Consider the following 13,967-nt stretch of genomic DNA (forward strand, 5'->3'; position numbering starts at 1 on the left):
ATCGCCATGAGTGACCATCACACCTACAAGAAAGTCGAGCTGGTCGGTTCGTCCACCAGCAGCATCGAAGACGCCATCAACAATGCGCTGGCCGAGGCCAACAAGAGCATCAAGCATCTGGAATGGTTTGAAGTGGTCGATACCCGTGGCCACATCAAGGACGGCAAGGCTGCCCACTTTCAAGTGACCCTGAAAGTCGGGTTCCGGATTGCCAGCAGCTGAGTTTGGGCTACGCTTCTGAACTTGCGCGCTGGCCGAATGCCATAGGAATGGCAAAGCGCTACAGGGTGGACGCATCAAGTGAACTTGGTGCCCGCCTCTTTTAATCCGACCAGGGAGTGCGACCGATGAAGAAGTTCATATTGGCAGTAGGTTTGTTGAGCCTTGCGGGTGGTGCGTTTGCTGCCGGCAAGCCTTGCGAAGAAGTGAAAGCCGAGATCGCGGCAAAACTGGATGCGAAACACGTCTCCGGTTATTCGCTGGAAATCGTCGATAAAGGTGCAGCAGCGGGCGGCAAGGTCGTCGGCAAGTGCGAGGGCGGCACCAAGGAAATCGTCTACAAACGCGGTTGATCGCGCCTGAAATGCAAAAGCCGACGCAATGCGTCGGCTTTTTTGTAGCCGGATGTCAGCCCTTCATCACCTGTGCCAGCAACTCGTAGGAATGCAGGCGATCGGCGTGTTCGTACAGGTCGCAGGTAAAGATCAGCTCATCGGCCTGGGTCTGTTCGATCAGCACCTCCAGTTTCGCGCGAATTTTCTGCGGGCTGCCGACCATCGCCAGACCAAGGAAATCACCCACCGCCTCACGCTCATGAGGCAGCCACAGGCCGTCCATGGTTTTCACCGGCGGACGCTGCACCAGACTTTGCCCACGCATCAGCGCGAGGATTCGCTGGTACACCGAGGTCGCCAGGTAATCGGCCTGTTCGTCGGTGTCGGCCGCCACCAGCGGCACGCCGAGCATCACATAAGGCTTGTCGAGCACCGCCGAAGGCTTGAAGTGATTGCGATAGACGCGAATCGCCTCGTGCATGAAGCGCGGTGCGAAATGCGAGGCAAAGGCGTAGGGCAAACCGCGCTCGCCGGCCAGTTGCGCACTGAACAGACTGGAGCCGAGCAGCCAGATCGGCACATTGGTGCCAGTGCCAGGCATCGCGATCACCCGCTGATCCGGCGTACGCGGGCCAAGGAAGCGCACCAGTTCGGCGACGTCTTCAGGGAAATCGTCGGCGCTGCCGGAGCGCTCTCGGCGCAGGGCGCGGGCGGTCATCTGGTCGGAGCCCGGCGCACGGCCCAGGCCGAGGTCGATCCGCCCCGGATACAGGCTTTCAAGGGTGCCGAACTGCTCGGCAATCACCAGCGGCGCGTGGTTGGGCAGCATCACGCCACCGGAGCCGACACGGATGGTCGAGGTGCCGCCGGCCAGATAACCCAGCAACACCGAAGTCGCGGAACTGGCGATGCCGTCCATGTTGTGGTGCTCGGCGACCCAGAACCGGGTGTAGCCGAACTTCTCGACATGCTGCGCCAGATCCAGCGAGTTGCGCAGCGACTGGGCCGGGCTGCCGTTCTCGCGCACCGGCACCAGATCGAGGGTGGAAAACTTTACGTCGGACAGTTGCTTCATGAACCTGCATCTCCGATTGAGGGCGCCGGTTTGTTCCTGACGAACGCAAACCTGCCCAATTCATAAGCGTGTTCTCTGCAATAAGGGCATATACCCGAGTTTCAATAGTCGATCCGAAATTTCCTACTAAAAAAGTCAACGATTCAACCGGGCTGAACTTTGTTCCGGCGTCTATCCTCAGAAGCCTTGCAGGCAAAAACCACGACGGCGCGGCGTTTCGCGCCCGAATTGAAGGAGGCACACATGGCTATCGTGAAGAAGGCATCCGCACACTGGGAAGGTGACCTGAAAACCGGCATCGGCTCGATCTCCACCGAAACCGGCGTCCTGCGGGAAGCGCCGTACGGCTTCAAGGCCCGCTTCGAGGGCGGCAAGGGCACCAACCCGGAAGAACTGATCGGCGCGGCCCATGCCGGCTGTTTCTCCATGGCGTTCTCGATGATCCTCGGCGATGCCGGGCTGAAGGCCGACAGCATCGATACCCAGGCCGAAGTCACCCTCGATCAGGTTGACGGCGGTTTCGCGATCACTGCAGTGAAGCTGATTCTCAAGGCGAAGATTCCGGGCGCCACCCAGGCGCAGTTCGAAGAACTGAGCAACAAGGCCAAGGAAGGTTGCCCGGTGTCGAAGGTATTGAATGCGAAAATCAGCCTGGATGCGTCGCTGGTCAGCTGATCGACTTGAGCAGAATCAGAACCCGCCAGGCAAAAATGTGGTCGAATAAATGACAGCAGCTTTCGCGCATCGTCGTGCGCACTGCTCCCAGGAGCTTCAACCATGAAACGTTTTGCTTTGGCGGTTATCTGTGGCGTGCTGGCAACTTCGGCCTTCGCGGCACCCAAAGATTGCGAAGAACTCAGGAAAGAGATCGAAATTAAGATTCAGGCGAATGCCGTGCCTTCCTACACGCTGGAGATAGTCTCCAAAGAGGAAGCCGAAAAGCACGACGTCGCCATGATCGTCGGCACTTGCGAGAACGGCACCAAAGCCATCATCTACCAGAAGAACGACAGCTGATTCACGCTAGATGGCGCAATAGGTGTCGCGATCCTCGGCGACGATTTCCCGCTTGGCGTTATACAGCCGGGCACTGGGAGTAAACATCAGGGAGCGACCCTCCAGCACGTACCGCTGACCCGCTTCGAAATGATCGAAGCGGATGGTCAGGTAGCACAGGCGCTCCACAGGGTCGTTCAACATGCCAGCTCCTCCACCGGGTGCCTCGAAATCGAAACGCACCAGCAACTCATGGCTGCCGGGCGTTACCTGGAAAAAACGTCCGTCAGTCAGGCGCTGCTTGTCGAGACGTTCGGCCATCAACAGTTTTCCGCCCGGGGTCGGCGTCGAGAACTCGACCCAGGCCATGTTGGGGTCGACCGGGGGCATCGGCGTCTGACAACCGGCGAGCACACCGGCAACCAGCAACAGCATTGACTTGCGCATGATGAATGTCCGTGGATTCGGACATCCAGCATAACGCCGATCAGGTGCGCTGACAGCCTGCCGGTTTGCCCTGGCCGACTACATTTTTCTGCTGGTCATAGAGCTTGGCCCACGGCCGGAAACCGATATAGCCGGCCTGAAGCTCATAGCGCTGGCCGGCGTTGAAGTCCGTGAATTTCAGGCTCAACTGGCAATCGCGCCACAGGGGCTCGGCGTCCGGGCCGATGTTGGTCGCTTCCACCGGAAACTGGTAGCGCACCTTCAGTTCATGACTGCCGGGTTGTACCTCGAAGTAACGTTTGTCGACGGCGGCCTTCCTGTCGACTTCCAGCGCTTGCAGCGCCGTGTCCTGTTGCCGGGCGTCCAGATCGATCCAGGCTTGCGAGGGGTCAGGCGAAGGTATTCCGAATCCGGCACAACCGGCCAGCGTCAGCAGGCCTCCCGTCAGTATCAAGATGCGCATGGCGGAGCTCCAATGGGCGGGATAGTCTTGCGATCAGACTTTCCAGGGATGTTCTTATTGTGATCAGGCCGTTTCCAAGCCTTGGGTTACTTGATCGCGTTTTGCGGGTTTTGTTTCCGGGTGTGTTGTTTTTGTTGCTCAACGGTTGTTCCAGCGTCAGCTATTACAGCCAGCTGGCCAGCGGTCAGCTGCAATTGCTACGGGCGCGGGAGCCGGTGGCCAAGGTGATTGCCGACCCGAACCGTGACGCAACGCTGCGCGCCCACTTGGCCCAGTCGCAGAAGGCCCGGGATTTCGCCAGCCAACACCTGCACCTGCCGGATAACCAGAGCTATCGCCTGTACGCCGACATCCATCGGCCGTATGTGGTGTGGAACGTGTTCGCCACCCCGGAGTTTTCCCTGAGCCCGCAGAACCACTGCTTCCCGATTGCCGGGTGCGTGGCCTATCGCGGTTACTACAGCCAGAGTGCGGCGCGGGGCGAGGCGGCAATACAGCGCCTGCAAGGCATGGATGTGTCGATTGGTGGCGTCGAAGCCTATTCGACCCTGGGCTGGTTCAATGACCCGATCCTCAACTCGATGATGGGCTGGGGTGACGAACGCCTGGCCACGCTGATCTTCCATGAGCTGGGCCATCAGCGTTTCTATGTGAAGGATGACACCGAGTTCAACGAGTCCTACGCCACCTTTGTCGAGCAGGAAGGCACCCGGCAGTGGCGGGCGTTTCGTGGCCTGCCACCAGAGAACGATGCCCAGCTCAAACGCCGCGATCAGTTCATTCAACTGATCCTCGATACCCGTGCCCGGCTGGAAAAGCTGTACACACAACAGATGCCCGTCGAGCAGATGCGCGAACGCAAGGCTGCCGAGTTCGAACGGTTTCGCCGGGACTATCGGGAGATGCGCGACAGCCAGTGGGCCGGGGACAAGCGTTATGACGCCTGGGTCAATGCGCCTTTGAACAATGCGCGATTGTTGCCGTTCGGACTGTATGACCAGTGGGTGCCGGCGTTTGCTGCCCTGTTCAGGCAAGTGAAGGGCGATTGGCCGCAGTTTTATGCACGGGTTGAACAACTGGGTGGATTGCCGACGGAAAAGCGAAAGGCCGCGCTGCGTGAGCTGACCGCCCTTCGCTCCGATTGACGATCAGCGCCGCAAAAACGCCTGATGCAACTCAGCCAGGGTTTCAAAATGATAAGCCGGCGCCTCGGCGCTCAGCTCTTCATGACTACCGAAGCCATAACCCACGGCTGCCGCATCCAGTCCGTTGCTGCGGGCGCCGATCAGGTCGTGTTTACGGTCACCGATCATCAGCGTTTTGGCCGGATCCAGCCCCTCCTCGGCCATCAGGTGTGCAATCAGCTCGACCTTGTTGGTGCGGGTACCGTCCAGTTCGCTGCCGTAGATCACCTTGAAGTGTTTGGCGAAATCGAAGTGCCGGGCGATTTCCCGGGCGAACACCCACGGCTTCGACGTCGCGATGTAAAGCTGCCGGCCTTGGCCATTCAGGGTTTCCAGCAACGGCGTGACGCCCTCGAACACCCGGTTCTCGTAAAGACCGGTGACCTTGAAGCGCTCGCGATAGAAATTCACCGCCTCCCAGGCCTTGGCTTCATCGAATCCATAAAACTGCATGAATGCCTGCAACAGCGGCGGGCCGATGAAGTGTTCCAGTTTGGTCAGGTCCGGCTCATCAATGCCGAGTTTGGCCAAGGCGAACTGGATGGAGCGGGTGATGCCCTCACGCGGATCGGTCAGGGTGCCATCGAGGTCGAAAAGTACGGTCTGGTAATGCATGAAAAATCCCGGGCAGTAGAGAGAAAAGTCAGAGCTGGTCGTAGCCTTCGGCCAGATGCAGGTCCTTGAGCTTCACGTAGTTCGCCGCGCTGTAGGTGAAAAAGGCGTTTTCCTTGTCGGTCAGCGGGCGAACCTGTTTCACCGGGCTGCCCACGTACAGGAAACCGCTTTCCAGGCGCTTGCCTGGTGGCACCAGGCTGCCGGCGCCGATGATCACGTCGTCCTCGACCACCGCGCCGTCCATGACAATGCTGCCCATGCCGATCAATACGCGGCTGCCGACGGTGCAGCCATGCAGCATGACCTTGTGGGCGATGGTCACGTCATCGCCGATCAGCAACGGGAAGCCGTCCGGGTTGAACGGGCCGGCGTGGGTGATGTGCAAAACGCAGCCATCCTGCACGCTGGTGCGCGCGCCGATGCGGATGCGGTGCATGTCGCCGCGGATCACTGTCAGCGGCCACACGGAGCTGTCTTCGCCGATTTCGACGTCGCCGATCACCACCGCGGAGCCGTCGACAAAAGCGCCTTGGCTCAAGCGTGGGGTGTGATTCTGGTACTTGCGAAGGGACACGATTAGTTCTCTCTCTGTCGCCGATAGCTGCGGTGGGTGTCGATTGTAATTAAGATGGGCGCATGTTTCTTCCAGCCAAGGTGCAACCGTGAGCGTGAACAACCCTCTTCTGCAGTCCTACGACCTGCCGCCGTTCTCCGCGATCCGTGCCGAACACGTGCAGCCGGCCATCGACACCATCCTGGCCGACAACCGCGCCGCCATCGCCGAGATCCTCAAGACCCAGGGCCAGAACCCGACGTGGGCCGGGCTGGTGCTGGCGATGGACGAACTCAATGATCGCCTGGGCGCTGCCTGGAGCCCGGTCAGCCACCTCAATGCCGTGTGCAACAGCGCCGAACTGCGCGAAGCCTACGAGTCGTGCCTGCCGGCCCTGAGCGCCTACTCCACCGAAATGGGCCAGAACCGCGAACTGTTCCAGGCCTATGAAGCCCTGGCCAACAGCCCGGAAGCCGCCGGTTTCGACGTGGCGCAGAAAACCATTCTGGAACACGCCCTGCGTGACTTCCGTCTGTCGGGTATCGACCTGCCGGAAGCCGAGCAGAAGCGCTACGCCGAAGTGCAGAGCAAGCTGTCCGAGCTGGGCAGCCGCTTCTCCAACCAGTTGCTCGACGCCACTCAGGCCTGGACCAAGCACCTGACCGACGAAGCCGCCCTCGCCGGCCTGACCGATTCGGCCAAGGCGCAGATGGCCGCTGCCGCTCAGGCCAAAGGCCTCGACGGCTGGCTGATCACCCTGGAATTCCCGAGCTACTACGCGGTGATGACCTATGCCCAGGACCGTGCACTGCGCGAGGAAGTCTACGCCGCCTACTGCACCCGTGCGTCGGATCAAGGCCCGAACGCCGGCCAGAACGACAACGGCCCGGTGATGGGTGAAATCCTCGACCTGCGTCAGGAGCTGGCCAAGCTGCTCGGTTTCTCCAGCTTCTCCGAGCTGAGCCTGGCGACCAAAATGGCCGAATCCAGCGATCAGGTGCTGAGCTTCCTGCGTGATCTGGCCAAACGCAGCAAACCGTTTGCCGCCCAGGACCTGCAACAGCTCAAGGCTTACGCCGCCGAGCAGGGCTGCGCCGATCTGCAAAGCTGGGACAGCGGTTTCTACGGTGAAAAACTCCGTGAACAACGCTACAGCGTCGCCCAGGAAACCCTGCGCGCCTACTTCCCGATCGACAAGGTACTGGGCGGCCTGTTCGCCATCGTTCAGCGCCTGTACGGCATCGAAATCGCCGAACTGAAAGGCTTCGACACCTGGCATCCGGACGTGCGCCTGTTCGAGATCAAGGAAAACGGCCAGCACGTCGGCCGCTTCTTCTTCGACCTCTACGCCCGCGCCAACAAGCGCGGCGGTGCCTGGATGGACGGCGCCCGCGATCGTCGCCGCACCATCGACGGCGTGCTGCAAAGCCCGGTGGCCAACCTGGTGTGCAACTTCACCCCGGCCGACAGCGGCAAGCCTGCGCTGCTGACCCACGATGAAGTCACCACCCTGTTCCACGAATTCGGCCACGGCCTGCATCACCTGCTGACCCGCGTCGAACATGCCGGTGTATCCGGCATCAACGGCGTGGCATGGGACGCGGTCGAGCTGCCGAGCCAGTTCATGGAAAACTGGTGCTGGGAGCCGGAAGGCCTGGCGCTGATTTCCGGCCACTACGAAACCGGCGAGCCGCTGCCACAGGATCTGCTGGAAAAAATGCTCGCGGCGAAGAATTTCCAGTCCGGCCTGATGATGGTGCGTCAGCTGGAATTCTCGCTGTTCGACTTCGAACTGCACGCCACCCACGGTGACGGCCGTAGCGTTGCGCAGGTTCTGGAAGGCGTTCGCAACGAAGTCTCGGTGATGCGTCCTCCGGCCTACAACCGCTTCCCGAACAGCTTCGCCCACATCTTCGCCGGCGGTTACGCGGCGGGTTACTACAGCTACAAATGGGCGGAAGTGCTGTCGGCGGATGCCTTCTCCAAGTTCGAAGAAGACGGCGTGCTCAATGCCGACACCGGTCGCGCCTTCCGCGAAGCAATCCTGGCCCGCGGCGGCTCGCAGGAGCCGATGGTGCTGTTCGTCGACTTCCGTGGCCGTGAGCCATCGATTGACGCACTCTTGCGCCACAGCGGCCTGAGTGAGGACGCGGCAGCATGAGTGAGGCACCTGTGAAAACGAAAAAACGCTTTATCGCCGGGGCGGTCTGCCCGGCGTGCAGCGAGCCGGACAAGCTGATGATGTGGAGCGAGGACGATGTTCCGCACCGCGAATGCGTGGCGTGCGGCTACAGCGATACGCTCAATGCCCAAGGGTTGTCGGTTCCGAAGGAACTGGGCACGCGGGTCAACACCAGCGCGCTCAAGCCTGCACCGGACAAGACGGTTCAGGCAGTGCAGTTCTTCCCGAACCCGAAGCTGAAGAAAAAGCCCGACGAGCAACACTGATCCGGCACCACCTTCCACCGATTTCCGGTGGAAGGTGGTATTGGTTTAACACCTGTCCCTTGCACTTGCTTCGTAGGCTGGCCGTTTCCGCCATGCCTCGAAGGAAGCTGCCATGCCTGACTCCAATCCCCTCCTGCAACACTGGACCCTGCCGCCCTGGCCGGCGATTCGCGCCGAGCATTTGCTGCCGGCGATCAACAGCATCATTGCCGACCACCGACGAATCATTGCGCAAGTGCTCGCCACTCAGCGCGAGCATCCCTGCTGGGACGATCTGGTACTGAGCATCGACGAAGCCGATGCCCGCATCGGTGAATTCCGGTCGATTCTCGAAACACTGTCCATGGTCAGATCCGACGATGCCGACTGGCTCGTGGAAAGCGCCAAGGCTCTGCTCGCGATCAACCAGTATCGCTCCGAAAAAAGCCGCAATCGCCCGTTGTACGAGGCTTACCAGCATTTGGCGCAGAGCTCGATCGCGGCCAGTTTCGATGAATCGCGCAAGACCGTGCTGGCGCGGATACTGCGCAAATTCAGGCAGTCGGGCATCGAGCTTTCCATCGCGCAGCAGCAGGAACAGTCCCGGTTGAACCTTGAGATCGGCGGCCTGGAATCCAGGTTCTTGACCCACCTTGAACTCTGGACCGAGACCTGGAGCAAACGCGTCGACGATATTGCACAGCTTGCGGGTCTGTCCCCGTCGATGAAGGATCGCCTGGCGCGCGCCGCACACGAGGCCGGGCATGAAGGCTGGCTGATTCGCCTGGACCAGAACACCTGCCAGCACATCCTCAAATACGCCGAGAATCGTGCGTTACGCGAGGAATGCTGTGTGGCCTACGCGACCCGCGCTTCCGATCAGGGGCCGCTGGCCGGGCGCTTCGACAACGGCCCGGTACTGACAAAGCTGCTTGCCTTGCGCCGACAGAAAGCCCGCTTGCTTGGCCACGAAAACGCCGCGCAACTGAGTCTGGCAAAAAGCATGGCCGGAACGACGGCCTGGGTCAGGGATTTTCTAGAGTGCCAGGTTGCGCAATTGACCCCCATCCTGGAGCAGGACGCAAAACAACTGGCCGCCTTCGCCCGGCAACGCGGAATCGACCGGGTCCAGCCATGGGATGAAGATTTCCTCGCTGAACAATGGCGGCAGCAACAGTTTCCCGGAGCGCTGGATAATCTGCGCGACTACTTCGCGTTCGATGGCACCTTGCGCCGGCTCTGTCTGTTCTGCGAACGCATGTTCGGGATCCGTATCGTCGAACAGGTCGGCGGGAAACACTGGCATGAGGATGTGCGACTGCTGGAAATCAGCGAGCATGAACAGGTCATCGGTTATATCTACCTCGACCCGTTTCATCGCGACAACGCTGCTGATTTCGCCGGAACATCCACACTGCGCAACCGTCGGATCAATGTCGAAGGCCGACCGGCGCTACCCATTGCCGTGCTCTACAGCAATTTCACACCGGCCACCGACGGCCACCCCTGCCGACTCGACCTCACTGATCTGCGGGTACTTTTTCATGAGTTCGGTCACTGCCTTCAGCACGTATTGACGCGCTCGCCCCATCACACCCTTTCCGGCATCCTGCAACTGGGCCATGAGGCGGCGGAGTTTTCCGGGCAATTGTTCGAGCAGTGGTGTCAGTCGCGGGAGTTCGTGCTGTGGCTCGGCGCGCATTTCCAGACTGGAGAACGCTTGAGCGCTGCACGGGTCGACGCCGCACTCTCGGCCAGCCAGGCCCACTCCAGTCGGCAACAGGCCTTGATACTGATGGGAGCGCTCATCGATTTCGAACTGCACGCCACCCACGGCGACGGGCGCTCTGTCGAAGAGGTTTGCGCCGACGTGCAGCGCAAGATGGCTCACCTGCAACTGCCCGACAGTCACCGGTTCGCCAATGGTTTCGATTACATGGTGACCCAGTACGACGCTTCGGTTTACGCCTATGTCTGGTCGGGGGTGCTGGCTCAGGAAGCGTTCAAACGCTTCAGTCGTGACTGGGTGTTCAGGGCGCAGACCGGCCGGGCTTTCCGGGAAACGTTCTTTGCGCCCGGAGCCGGTCGCCCGTTGCTGGAAGCGGTGGAGGCGTTCGTTGGCCAGCCGATCAGTGAAGAACTGTGTGTCAGCCGGCCAATCAACCGACGGGTTACTTCAGATTGACGGTCTGGAACCAGCTCTTCATCGAGCAGGTAGCGAAGGCACTGGTGCTGCAATCGCCATTGGCCAGCGCGGTACGCAGCTTGTCGACGTCAGCCTGCATCACGTAGCGCACGCCGTCCTTGAAGTGGCCGCTTTCACCGAAACCGCCCTGGGTCATTTCGTTCAGGGCGTCTTCCTTGCTCCAGCCCTGCACCACGATGCGGTACATCGCAGCCATCAGGCCGGTGCGGTCGGAGCCATGCTTGCAATGCATCAACACCGGGCCGTTGGCTTCGGCGGTCTGGATTGCACGCAGGGTCTTGAGGACGTCGGCGTCATCGACATGATTGGTGCGATACGGCAATTGCACCTGGTTGATGCCCGGGGTTTTCAACCAGCTTGAGTCCGCTTCCGGCAGGAAGTTGATGACCGTGGCCACTTTCAGGTTCTGCAGCAACGGCACGGCGCCGGCGTCAGGCAGCGCACTGCGATAGAGCGTGGGCGACATCTGGAAGAAGTTGTATTTCGCTTCGACCGGTTGTGCCCATTCCGGAGGGCGAGAAACCGGCGCATCTGCGGCATGGGCCGAAATCGAGCCGAGCAGGGCAAACAGCGAAAAACAGATCGCGGAGGAAAAACGCTTCAAGGACATGCTGTGCGGTGACCGTATGGGATTCATCAGTGAGGGCGGCAGCTTGCGGGTTGTCCAGTCAAATCCCTGTGAGGCGATTGTCAAAGAAACGTGAAGCCGAGGACTTCCTTCGTCGTATTTCTGGGCTTTTTTCGGCTGAATCGGTTCATCCGGTTGGTTAGGCTGCTACCATTTGTCACATCATGTTGCAGACGCGTCCCCCTTTTCCGGGTCATTTCCGGCCACGTCGCAACCGAACACTCAAAAAGCCGTCCCCAGAAACGGCTGATAACCATCAATGCCTGATGAGGTGCACCCCATGTCTGATCAAGATCGAGACAACCCGCGGCGTGAGTTCTTGCGCAAATCCCTGACCCTGATCCCGGTGGTCACCCTCGCCGGCACCGGCCTGGGCAGCAGCGTGCTGCAAGCAGCTCCCGAAAGTTCGCCAGCCCCGGCCCCCGCCAAACCGGTTGCCGCAGAGACAAGCGCCTACCAGCCGAGCTACTTCACCGCCGAAGAGTGGGCGTTCATCAATGCCGCCGTCGCGCACCTGATCCCCAACGATGCCCAGGGCCCCGGCGCTCTCGAGGCTGGCGTGCCGGAATACATCGACCGTCAGATGAACACCCCGTACGCCGCTGGTGCCCTGTGGTACATGCAAGGCCCGTTCAACGCCGACGCTGCGCCCGAGATGGGCTGGCAGAGCAAACTGGTTCCCAAAGAAATCTATCGCCTCGGCATCGCCGCCACGGATCAGTGGACAAAATCCCTCAACGGTAAAACATTTGCCGAGCAAGACAGCGCTACCCGAGACGATTTGCTCAAGCAACTCGAAGCCGGGAAACCGCAATTCGACAGCGTTCCGGCGAAGATTTTCTTCAGTCTTTTGCTGCAAAACACCAAGGAAGGGTTCTTCTGCGACCCGATCCACGGCGGCAATAAAGGCATGGTCGGCTGGACCATGATCGGCTTCCCCGGCGCCCGCGCCGATTTCATGGATTGGGTGGAACGCAACGAGCAATACCCCTTCCCGGCAGTTTCGATTCGCGGCGAGAGGGCGTGAGCATGGCAACGGTAATGAAGAAGGTCGACGCGGTGATCGTCGGTTTCGGCTGGACAGGCGCAATCATGGCCAAGGAGCTGACCGAGGCTGGCCTCAACGTGCTGGCGCTGGAGCGCGGCCCGATGCAGGACACCTACCCTGACGGCAACTATCCCCAGGTGATCGACGAACTCACCTACAGCGTGCGGAAAAAACTCTTCCAGGACATCTCCAAAGAGACCGTCACCATCCGCCACAGCGTCAACGACATCGCCCTGCCGAACCGCCAGTTGGGCGCGTTCCTGCCGGGCAATGGCGTGGGCGGCGCCGGCTTGCACTGGTCCGGCGTGCACTTTCGCGTCGATCCGATCGAGCTGCGCATGCGCAGCCACTACGAAGAACGCTACGGCAAAAGCTTCATTCCCAAGGACATGACCATCCAGGACTTCGGCGTCAGCTATGAAGAGCTGGAACCGTTCTTCGATTTCGCCGAAAAAGTCTTCGGCACCTCCGGCCAGGCCTGGACCGTGAAAGGCCAACTGGTCGGCCAGGGCAAGGGCGGCAACCCGTACGCGCCGGATCGCTCGAACCCGTTCCCGCTGGAAGCGCAGAAGAACACGGTTTCCGCACAGCTGTTCGGCAAAGCGGCTACAGAGGTCGGTTACAAACCCTACAACCTGCCTTCCGCGAATACGTCAGGGCCGTACACCAACCCTTACGGCGCGCAGATGGGCCCATGCAACTTCTGCGGTTTTTGCAGCGGCTACGTTTGCTACATGTATTCCAAGGCCTCGCCGAACGTGAACATTCTGCCGGCGCTGAAACCGCTGCCGAATTTCGAACTGCGGCCCAACGCCCACGTGCTGCGGGTCAACCTCGACAGCACGAAAACCAAAGCCACCGGCGTCACCTACATCGATGGCCAAGGCCGGGAGATCGAGCAACCGGCGGATCTGGTGATTCTCGGTGCGTTCCAGCTGCACAACGTGCGCCTGATGCTGCTCTCCGGCATCGGCAAGCCGTATGACCCGGTCAGTGGTGAAGGCGTGGTCGGGCGTAACTTCGCCTACCAGAACATGGCGACCATCAAGGCGTTCTTCGACAAGGACACCCACACCAACAACTTCATTGGCGCCGGCGGCAACGGCGTGGCGCTGGACGACTTCAACGCTGATAACTTCGATCACGGGCCGCACGGCTTCGTCGGCGGCTCGCCGATGTGGGTCAATCAGGCCGGCAGCCGACCGATTGCCGGCACCTCCAACCCGCCGGGCACTCCGGCCTGGGGCAGTGCGTGGAAGCGCGCGACCGCCGATTACTACACCCACCAGGTGTCGATGGACGCTCACGGTGCGCATCAGTCCTACCGTGGCAACTACCTCGATCTGGACCCGGTGTACCGCGATGCCTACGGCCTGCCGCTGCTGCGGATGACATTCGACTGGCAGGAAAACGACATCAAGATGAATCGCTTCATGGTCGAGAAAATGGGCAAGGTCGCGCAAGCCATGGGCCCGAAAGCCATTGCCGTGCTTGGCAAGAAAGTCGGCGAACATTTCAACACGGCGTCGTACCAGACCACCCACCTCAACGGTGGCGCAATCATGGGCACTGACCCGAAGACCAGCGCGCTGAATCGCTATTTGCAGAGCTGGGACGTGCACAACGTATTCGTCCCGGGTGCCTCGGCATTCCCACAGGGTCTGGGTTACAACCCGACCGGGCTGGTTGCAGCACTGACCTACTGGTCGGCGAAAGCGATCCGTGAGCAATACCTGAAAAACCCCGGCCCGCTGGTTCAGGCTTAAGGAGC

16 protein-coding genes are annotated in these 13,967 nt (G+C 60.6%); 10 read left to right on the forward strand and 6 right to left on the reverse strand.

The features are described from left to right. Positions 1 to 6 precede the first annotated feature (6 nt). Both M5B44_RS19950 and M5B44_RS19955 read left to right on the forward strand, forming a co-directional pair. Positions 7 to 222, forward strand: a complete 216-nt coding sequence (locus M5B44_RS19950; protein ID WP_003220389.1) for a dodecin — start codon at positions 7 to 9, stop codon at positions 220 to 222. 125 nt (positions 223 to 347) lie between these two features. After that, positions 348 to 572 (forward strand): DUF1161 domain-containing protein, encoded by a 225-nt coding sequence (locus M5B44_RS19955; protein ID WP_085713011.1) that lies wholly within the window; start codon positions 348 to 350, stop codon positions 570 to 572. Positions 573 to 627: 55 nt separating this feature from the next. Here the strand turns inward: M5B44_RS19955 and M5B44_RS19960 are convergent, their stop codons facing one another. Beyond that, positions 628 to 1,629 carry an LLM class flavin-dependent oxidoreductase gene (locus M5B44_RS19960; protein WP_065260633.1) on the reverse strand — a complete coding sequence of 334 codons (1,002 nt, stop codon included), beginning with the start codon at positions 1,627 to 1,629 and terminating at the stop codon, positions 628 to 630. A 243-nt stretch (positions 1,630 to 1,872) separates the two neighbouring features. On the opposite strand from M5B44_RS19960, the gene M5B44_RS19965 reads away from it, so the two are divergent. Continuing rightward, positions 1,873 to 2,304 (forward strand): OsmC family protein, encoded by a 432-nt coding sequence (locus tag M5B44_RS19965; protein WP_011331817.1) that lies wholly within the window; start codon positions 1,873 to 1,875, stop codon positions 2,302 to 2,304. Positions 2,305 to 2,406: 102 nt separating this feature from the next. Next, positions 2,407 to 2,646, forward strand: a complete 240-nt coding sequence (locus M5B44_RS19970) for a DUF1161 domain-containing protein (protein ID WP_085713012.1) — start codon at positions 2,407 to 2,409, stop codon at positions 2,644 to 2,646. A gap of 6 nt (positions 2,647 to 2,652) precedes the next feature. Here the strand turns inward: M5B44_RS19970 and M5B44_RS19975 are convergent, their stop codons facing one another. After that, positions 2,653 to 3,072 (reverse strand): hypothetical protein, encoded by a 420-nt coding sequence (locus M5B44_RS19975; protein WP_085713013.1) that lies wholly within the window; start codon positions 3,070 to 3,072, stop codon positions 2,653 to 2,655. A gap of 40 nt (positions 3,073 to 3,112) precedes the next feature. Next, complete coding sequence (locus M5B44_RS19980; RefSeq protein ID WP_248740271.1) at positions 3,113 to 3,535, reverse strand: hypothetical protein; 423 nt, start codon at positions 3,533 to 3,535, stop codon at positions 3,113 to 3,115. Positions 3,536 to 3,594: 59 nt separating this feature from the next. Between M5B44_RS19980 and M5B44_RS19985 the strand changes: the two genes are divergently transcribed. Next, positions 3,595 to 4,680: an aminopeptidase gene (locus M5B44_RS19985; RefSeq protein WP_248740272.1), complete on the forward strand. Its 1,086-nt coding sequence runs from the start codon at positions 3,595 to 3,597 to the stop codon at positions 4,678 to 4,680. 3 nt (positions 4,681 to 4,683) lie between these two features. Here the strand turns inward: M5B44_RS19985 and M5B44_RS19990 are convergent, their stop codons facing one another. Beyond that, a complete protein-coding gene (locus tag M5B44_RS19990) occupies positions 4,684 to 5,334 on the reverse strand; it encodes an HAD family hydrolase (RefSeq protein WP_248740273.1) in 651 nt (216 codons plus the stop codon). Between the two features lie 28 nt (positions 5,335 to 5,362). Beyond that, positions 5,363 to 5,908, reverse strand: coding sequence for a gamma carbonic anhydrase family protein (locus M5B44_RS19995; RefSeq protein WP_064379538.1), 546 nt, complete (start codon positions 5,906 to 5,908; stop codon positions 5,363 to 5,365). Positions 5,909 to 5,996: 88 nt separating this feature from the next. On the opposite strand from M5B44_RS19995, the gene prlC reads away from it, so the two are divergent. From prlC to M5B44_RS20010, 3 genes are all read left to right on the forward strand, one after another. Further along, positions 5,997 to 8,048, forward strand: coding sequence for an oligopeptidase A (gene prlC, locus M5B44_RS20000; protein WP_248740274.1), 2,052 nt, complete (start codon positions 5,997 to 5,999; stop codon positions 8,046 to 8,048). Then, positions 8,045 to 8,335 carry a YheV family putative zinc ribbon protein gene (locus tag M5B44_RS20005; RefSeq protein ID WP_007953955.1) on the forward strand — a complete coding sequence of 97 codons (291 nt, stop codon included), beginning with the start codon at positions 8,045 to 8,047 and terminating at the stop codon, positions 8,333 to 8,335. Before prlC ends, M5B44_RS20005 begins: the two co-directional genes overlap by 4 nt. A gap of 112 nt (positions 8,336 to 8,447) precedes the next feature. Then, positions 8,448 to 10,499: a M3 family metallopeptidase gene (locus M5B44_RS20010; protein ID WP_248740275.1), complete on the forward strand. Its 2,052-nt coding sequence runs from the start codon at positions 8,448 to 8,450 to the stop codon at positions 10,497 to 10,499. On the opposite strand, the gene M5B44_RS20015 is transcribed toward M5B44_RS20010, so the two are convergent. Then, the gene (locus M5B44_RS20015) at positions 10,486 to 11,130 is read right to left on the reverse strand and encodes a dual specificity protein phosphatase family protein (RefSeq protein WP_248740276.1); all 645 of its coding nucleotides are present in this window, start codon (positions 11,128 to 11,130) and stop codon (positions 10,486 to 10,488) included. The two genes, M5B44_RS20010 and M5B44_RS20015, sit on opposite strands and share 14 nt — an antisense overlap. 298 nt (positions 11,131 to 11,428) lie before the next feature. Here M5B44_RS20015 and M5B44_RS20020 point away from each other — a divergent pair, with 298 nt between their 5' ends. Further along, entirely contained in the window at positions 11,429 to 12,175 is a 747-nt protein-coding gene (locus M5B44_RS20020) for a gluconate 2-dehydrogenase subunit 3 family protein (protein ID WP_248740277.1), read from the forward strand. A 2-nt stretch (positions 12,176 to 12,177) separates the two neighbouring features. After that, positions 12,178 to 13,962 carry a GMC family oxidoreductase gene (locus M5B44_RS20025; RefSeq protein ID WP_248740278.1) on the forward strand — a complete coding sequence of 595 codons (1,785 nt, stop codon included), beginning with the start codon at positions 12,178 to 12,180 and terminating at the stop codon, positions 13,960 to 13,962. The last annotated feature ends 5 nt before the right edge of the window (positions 13,963 to 13,967 follow it).

The organism is Pseudomonas sp. MWU12-2029 (genome assembly GCF_023242425.1).
Classification (GTDB): domain Bacteria; phylum Pseudomonadota; class Gammaproteobacteria; order Pseudomonadales; family Pseudomonadaceae; genus Aquipseudomonas; species Aquipseudomonas kribbensis.

What these genes read in the sequence shown, in the direction of transcription:
- M5B44_RS19960 (WP_065260633.1), bottom strand. Translation starts at nt 1,629, where the DNA reads ATGAAGCAACTGTCCGACGTAAAGTTTTCCACCCTCGATCTGGTGCCG.
- M5B44_RS19980 (WP_248740271.1), bottom strand. Translation starts at nt 3,535, where the DNA reads ATGCGCATCTTGATACTGACGGGAGGCCTGCTGACGCTGGCCGGTTGT.
- M5B44_RS19950 (WP_003220389.1), top strand. Translation starts at nt 7, where the DNA reads ATGAGTGACCATCACACCTACAAGAAAGTCGAGCTGGTCGGTTCGTCC.
- M5B44_RS19975 (WP_085713013.1), bottom strand. Translation starts at nt 3,072, where the DNA reads ATGCGCAAGTCAATGCTGTTGCTGGTTGCCGGTGTGCTCGCCGGTTGT.
- M5B44_RS20020 (WP_248740277.1), top strand. Translation starts at nt 11,429, where the DNA reads ATGTCTGATCAAGATCGAGACAACCCGCGGCGTGAGTTCTTGCGCAAA.
- M5B44_RS20010 (WP_248740275.1), top strand. Translation starts at nt 8,448, where the DNA reads ATGCCTGACTCCAATCCCCTCCTGCAACACTGGACCCTGCCGCCCTGG.
- M5B44_RS19990 (WP_248740273.1), bottom strand. Translation starts at nt 5,334, where the DNA reads ATGCATTACCAGACCGTACTTTTCGACCTCGATGGCACCCTGACCGAT.
- M5B44_RS20005 (WP_007953955.1), top strand. Translation starts at nt 8,045, where the DNA reads ATGAGTGAGGCACCTGTGAAAACGAAAAAACGCTTTATCGCCGGGGCG.
- M5B44_RS20025 (WP_248740278.1), top strand. Translation starts at nt 12,178, where the DNA reads ATGGCAACGGTAATGAAGAAGGTCGACGCGGTGATCGTCGGTTTCGGC.
- M5B44_RS20015 (WP_248740276.1), bottom strand. Translation starts at nt 11,130, where the DNA reads ATGTCCTTGAAGCGTTTTTCCTCCGCGATCTGTTTTTCGCTGTTTGCC.
- M5B44_RS19955 (WP_085713011.1), top strand. Translation starts at nt 348, where the DNA reads ATGAAGAAGTTCATATTGGCAGTAGGTTTGTTGAGCCTTGCGGGTGGT.
- M5B44_RS19965 (WP_011331817.1), top strand. Translation starts at nt 1,873, where the DNA reads ATGGCTATCGTGAAGAAGGCATCCGCACACTGGGAAGGTGACCTGAAA.
- M5B44_RS19970 (WP_085713012.1), top strand. Translation starts at nt 2,407, where the DNA reads ATGAAACGTTTTGCTTTGGCGGTTATCTGTGGCGTGCTGGCAACTTCG.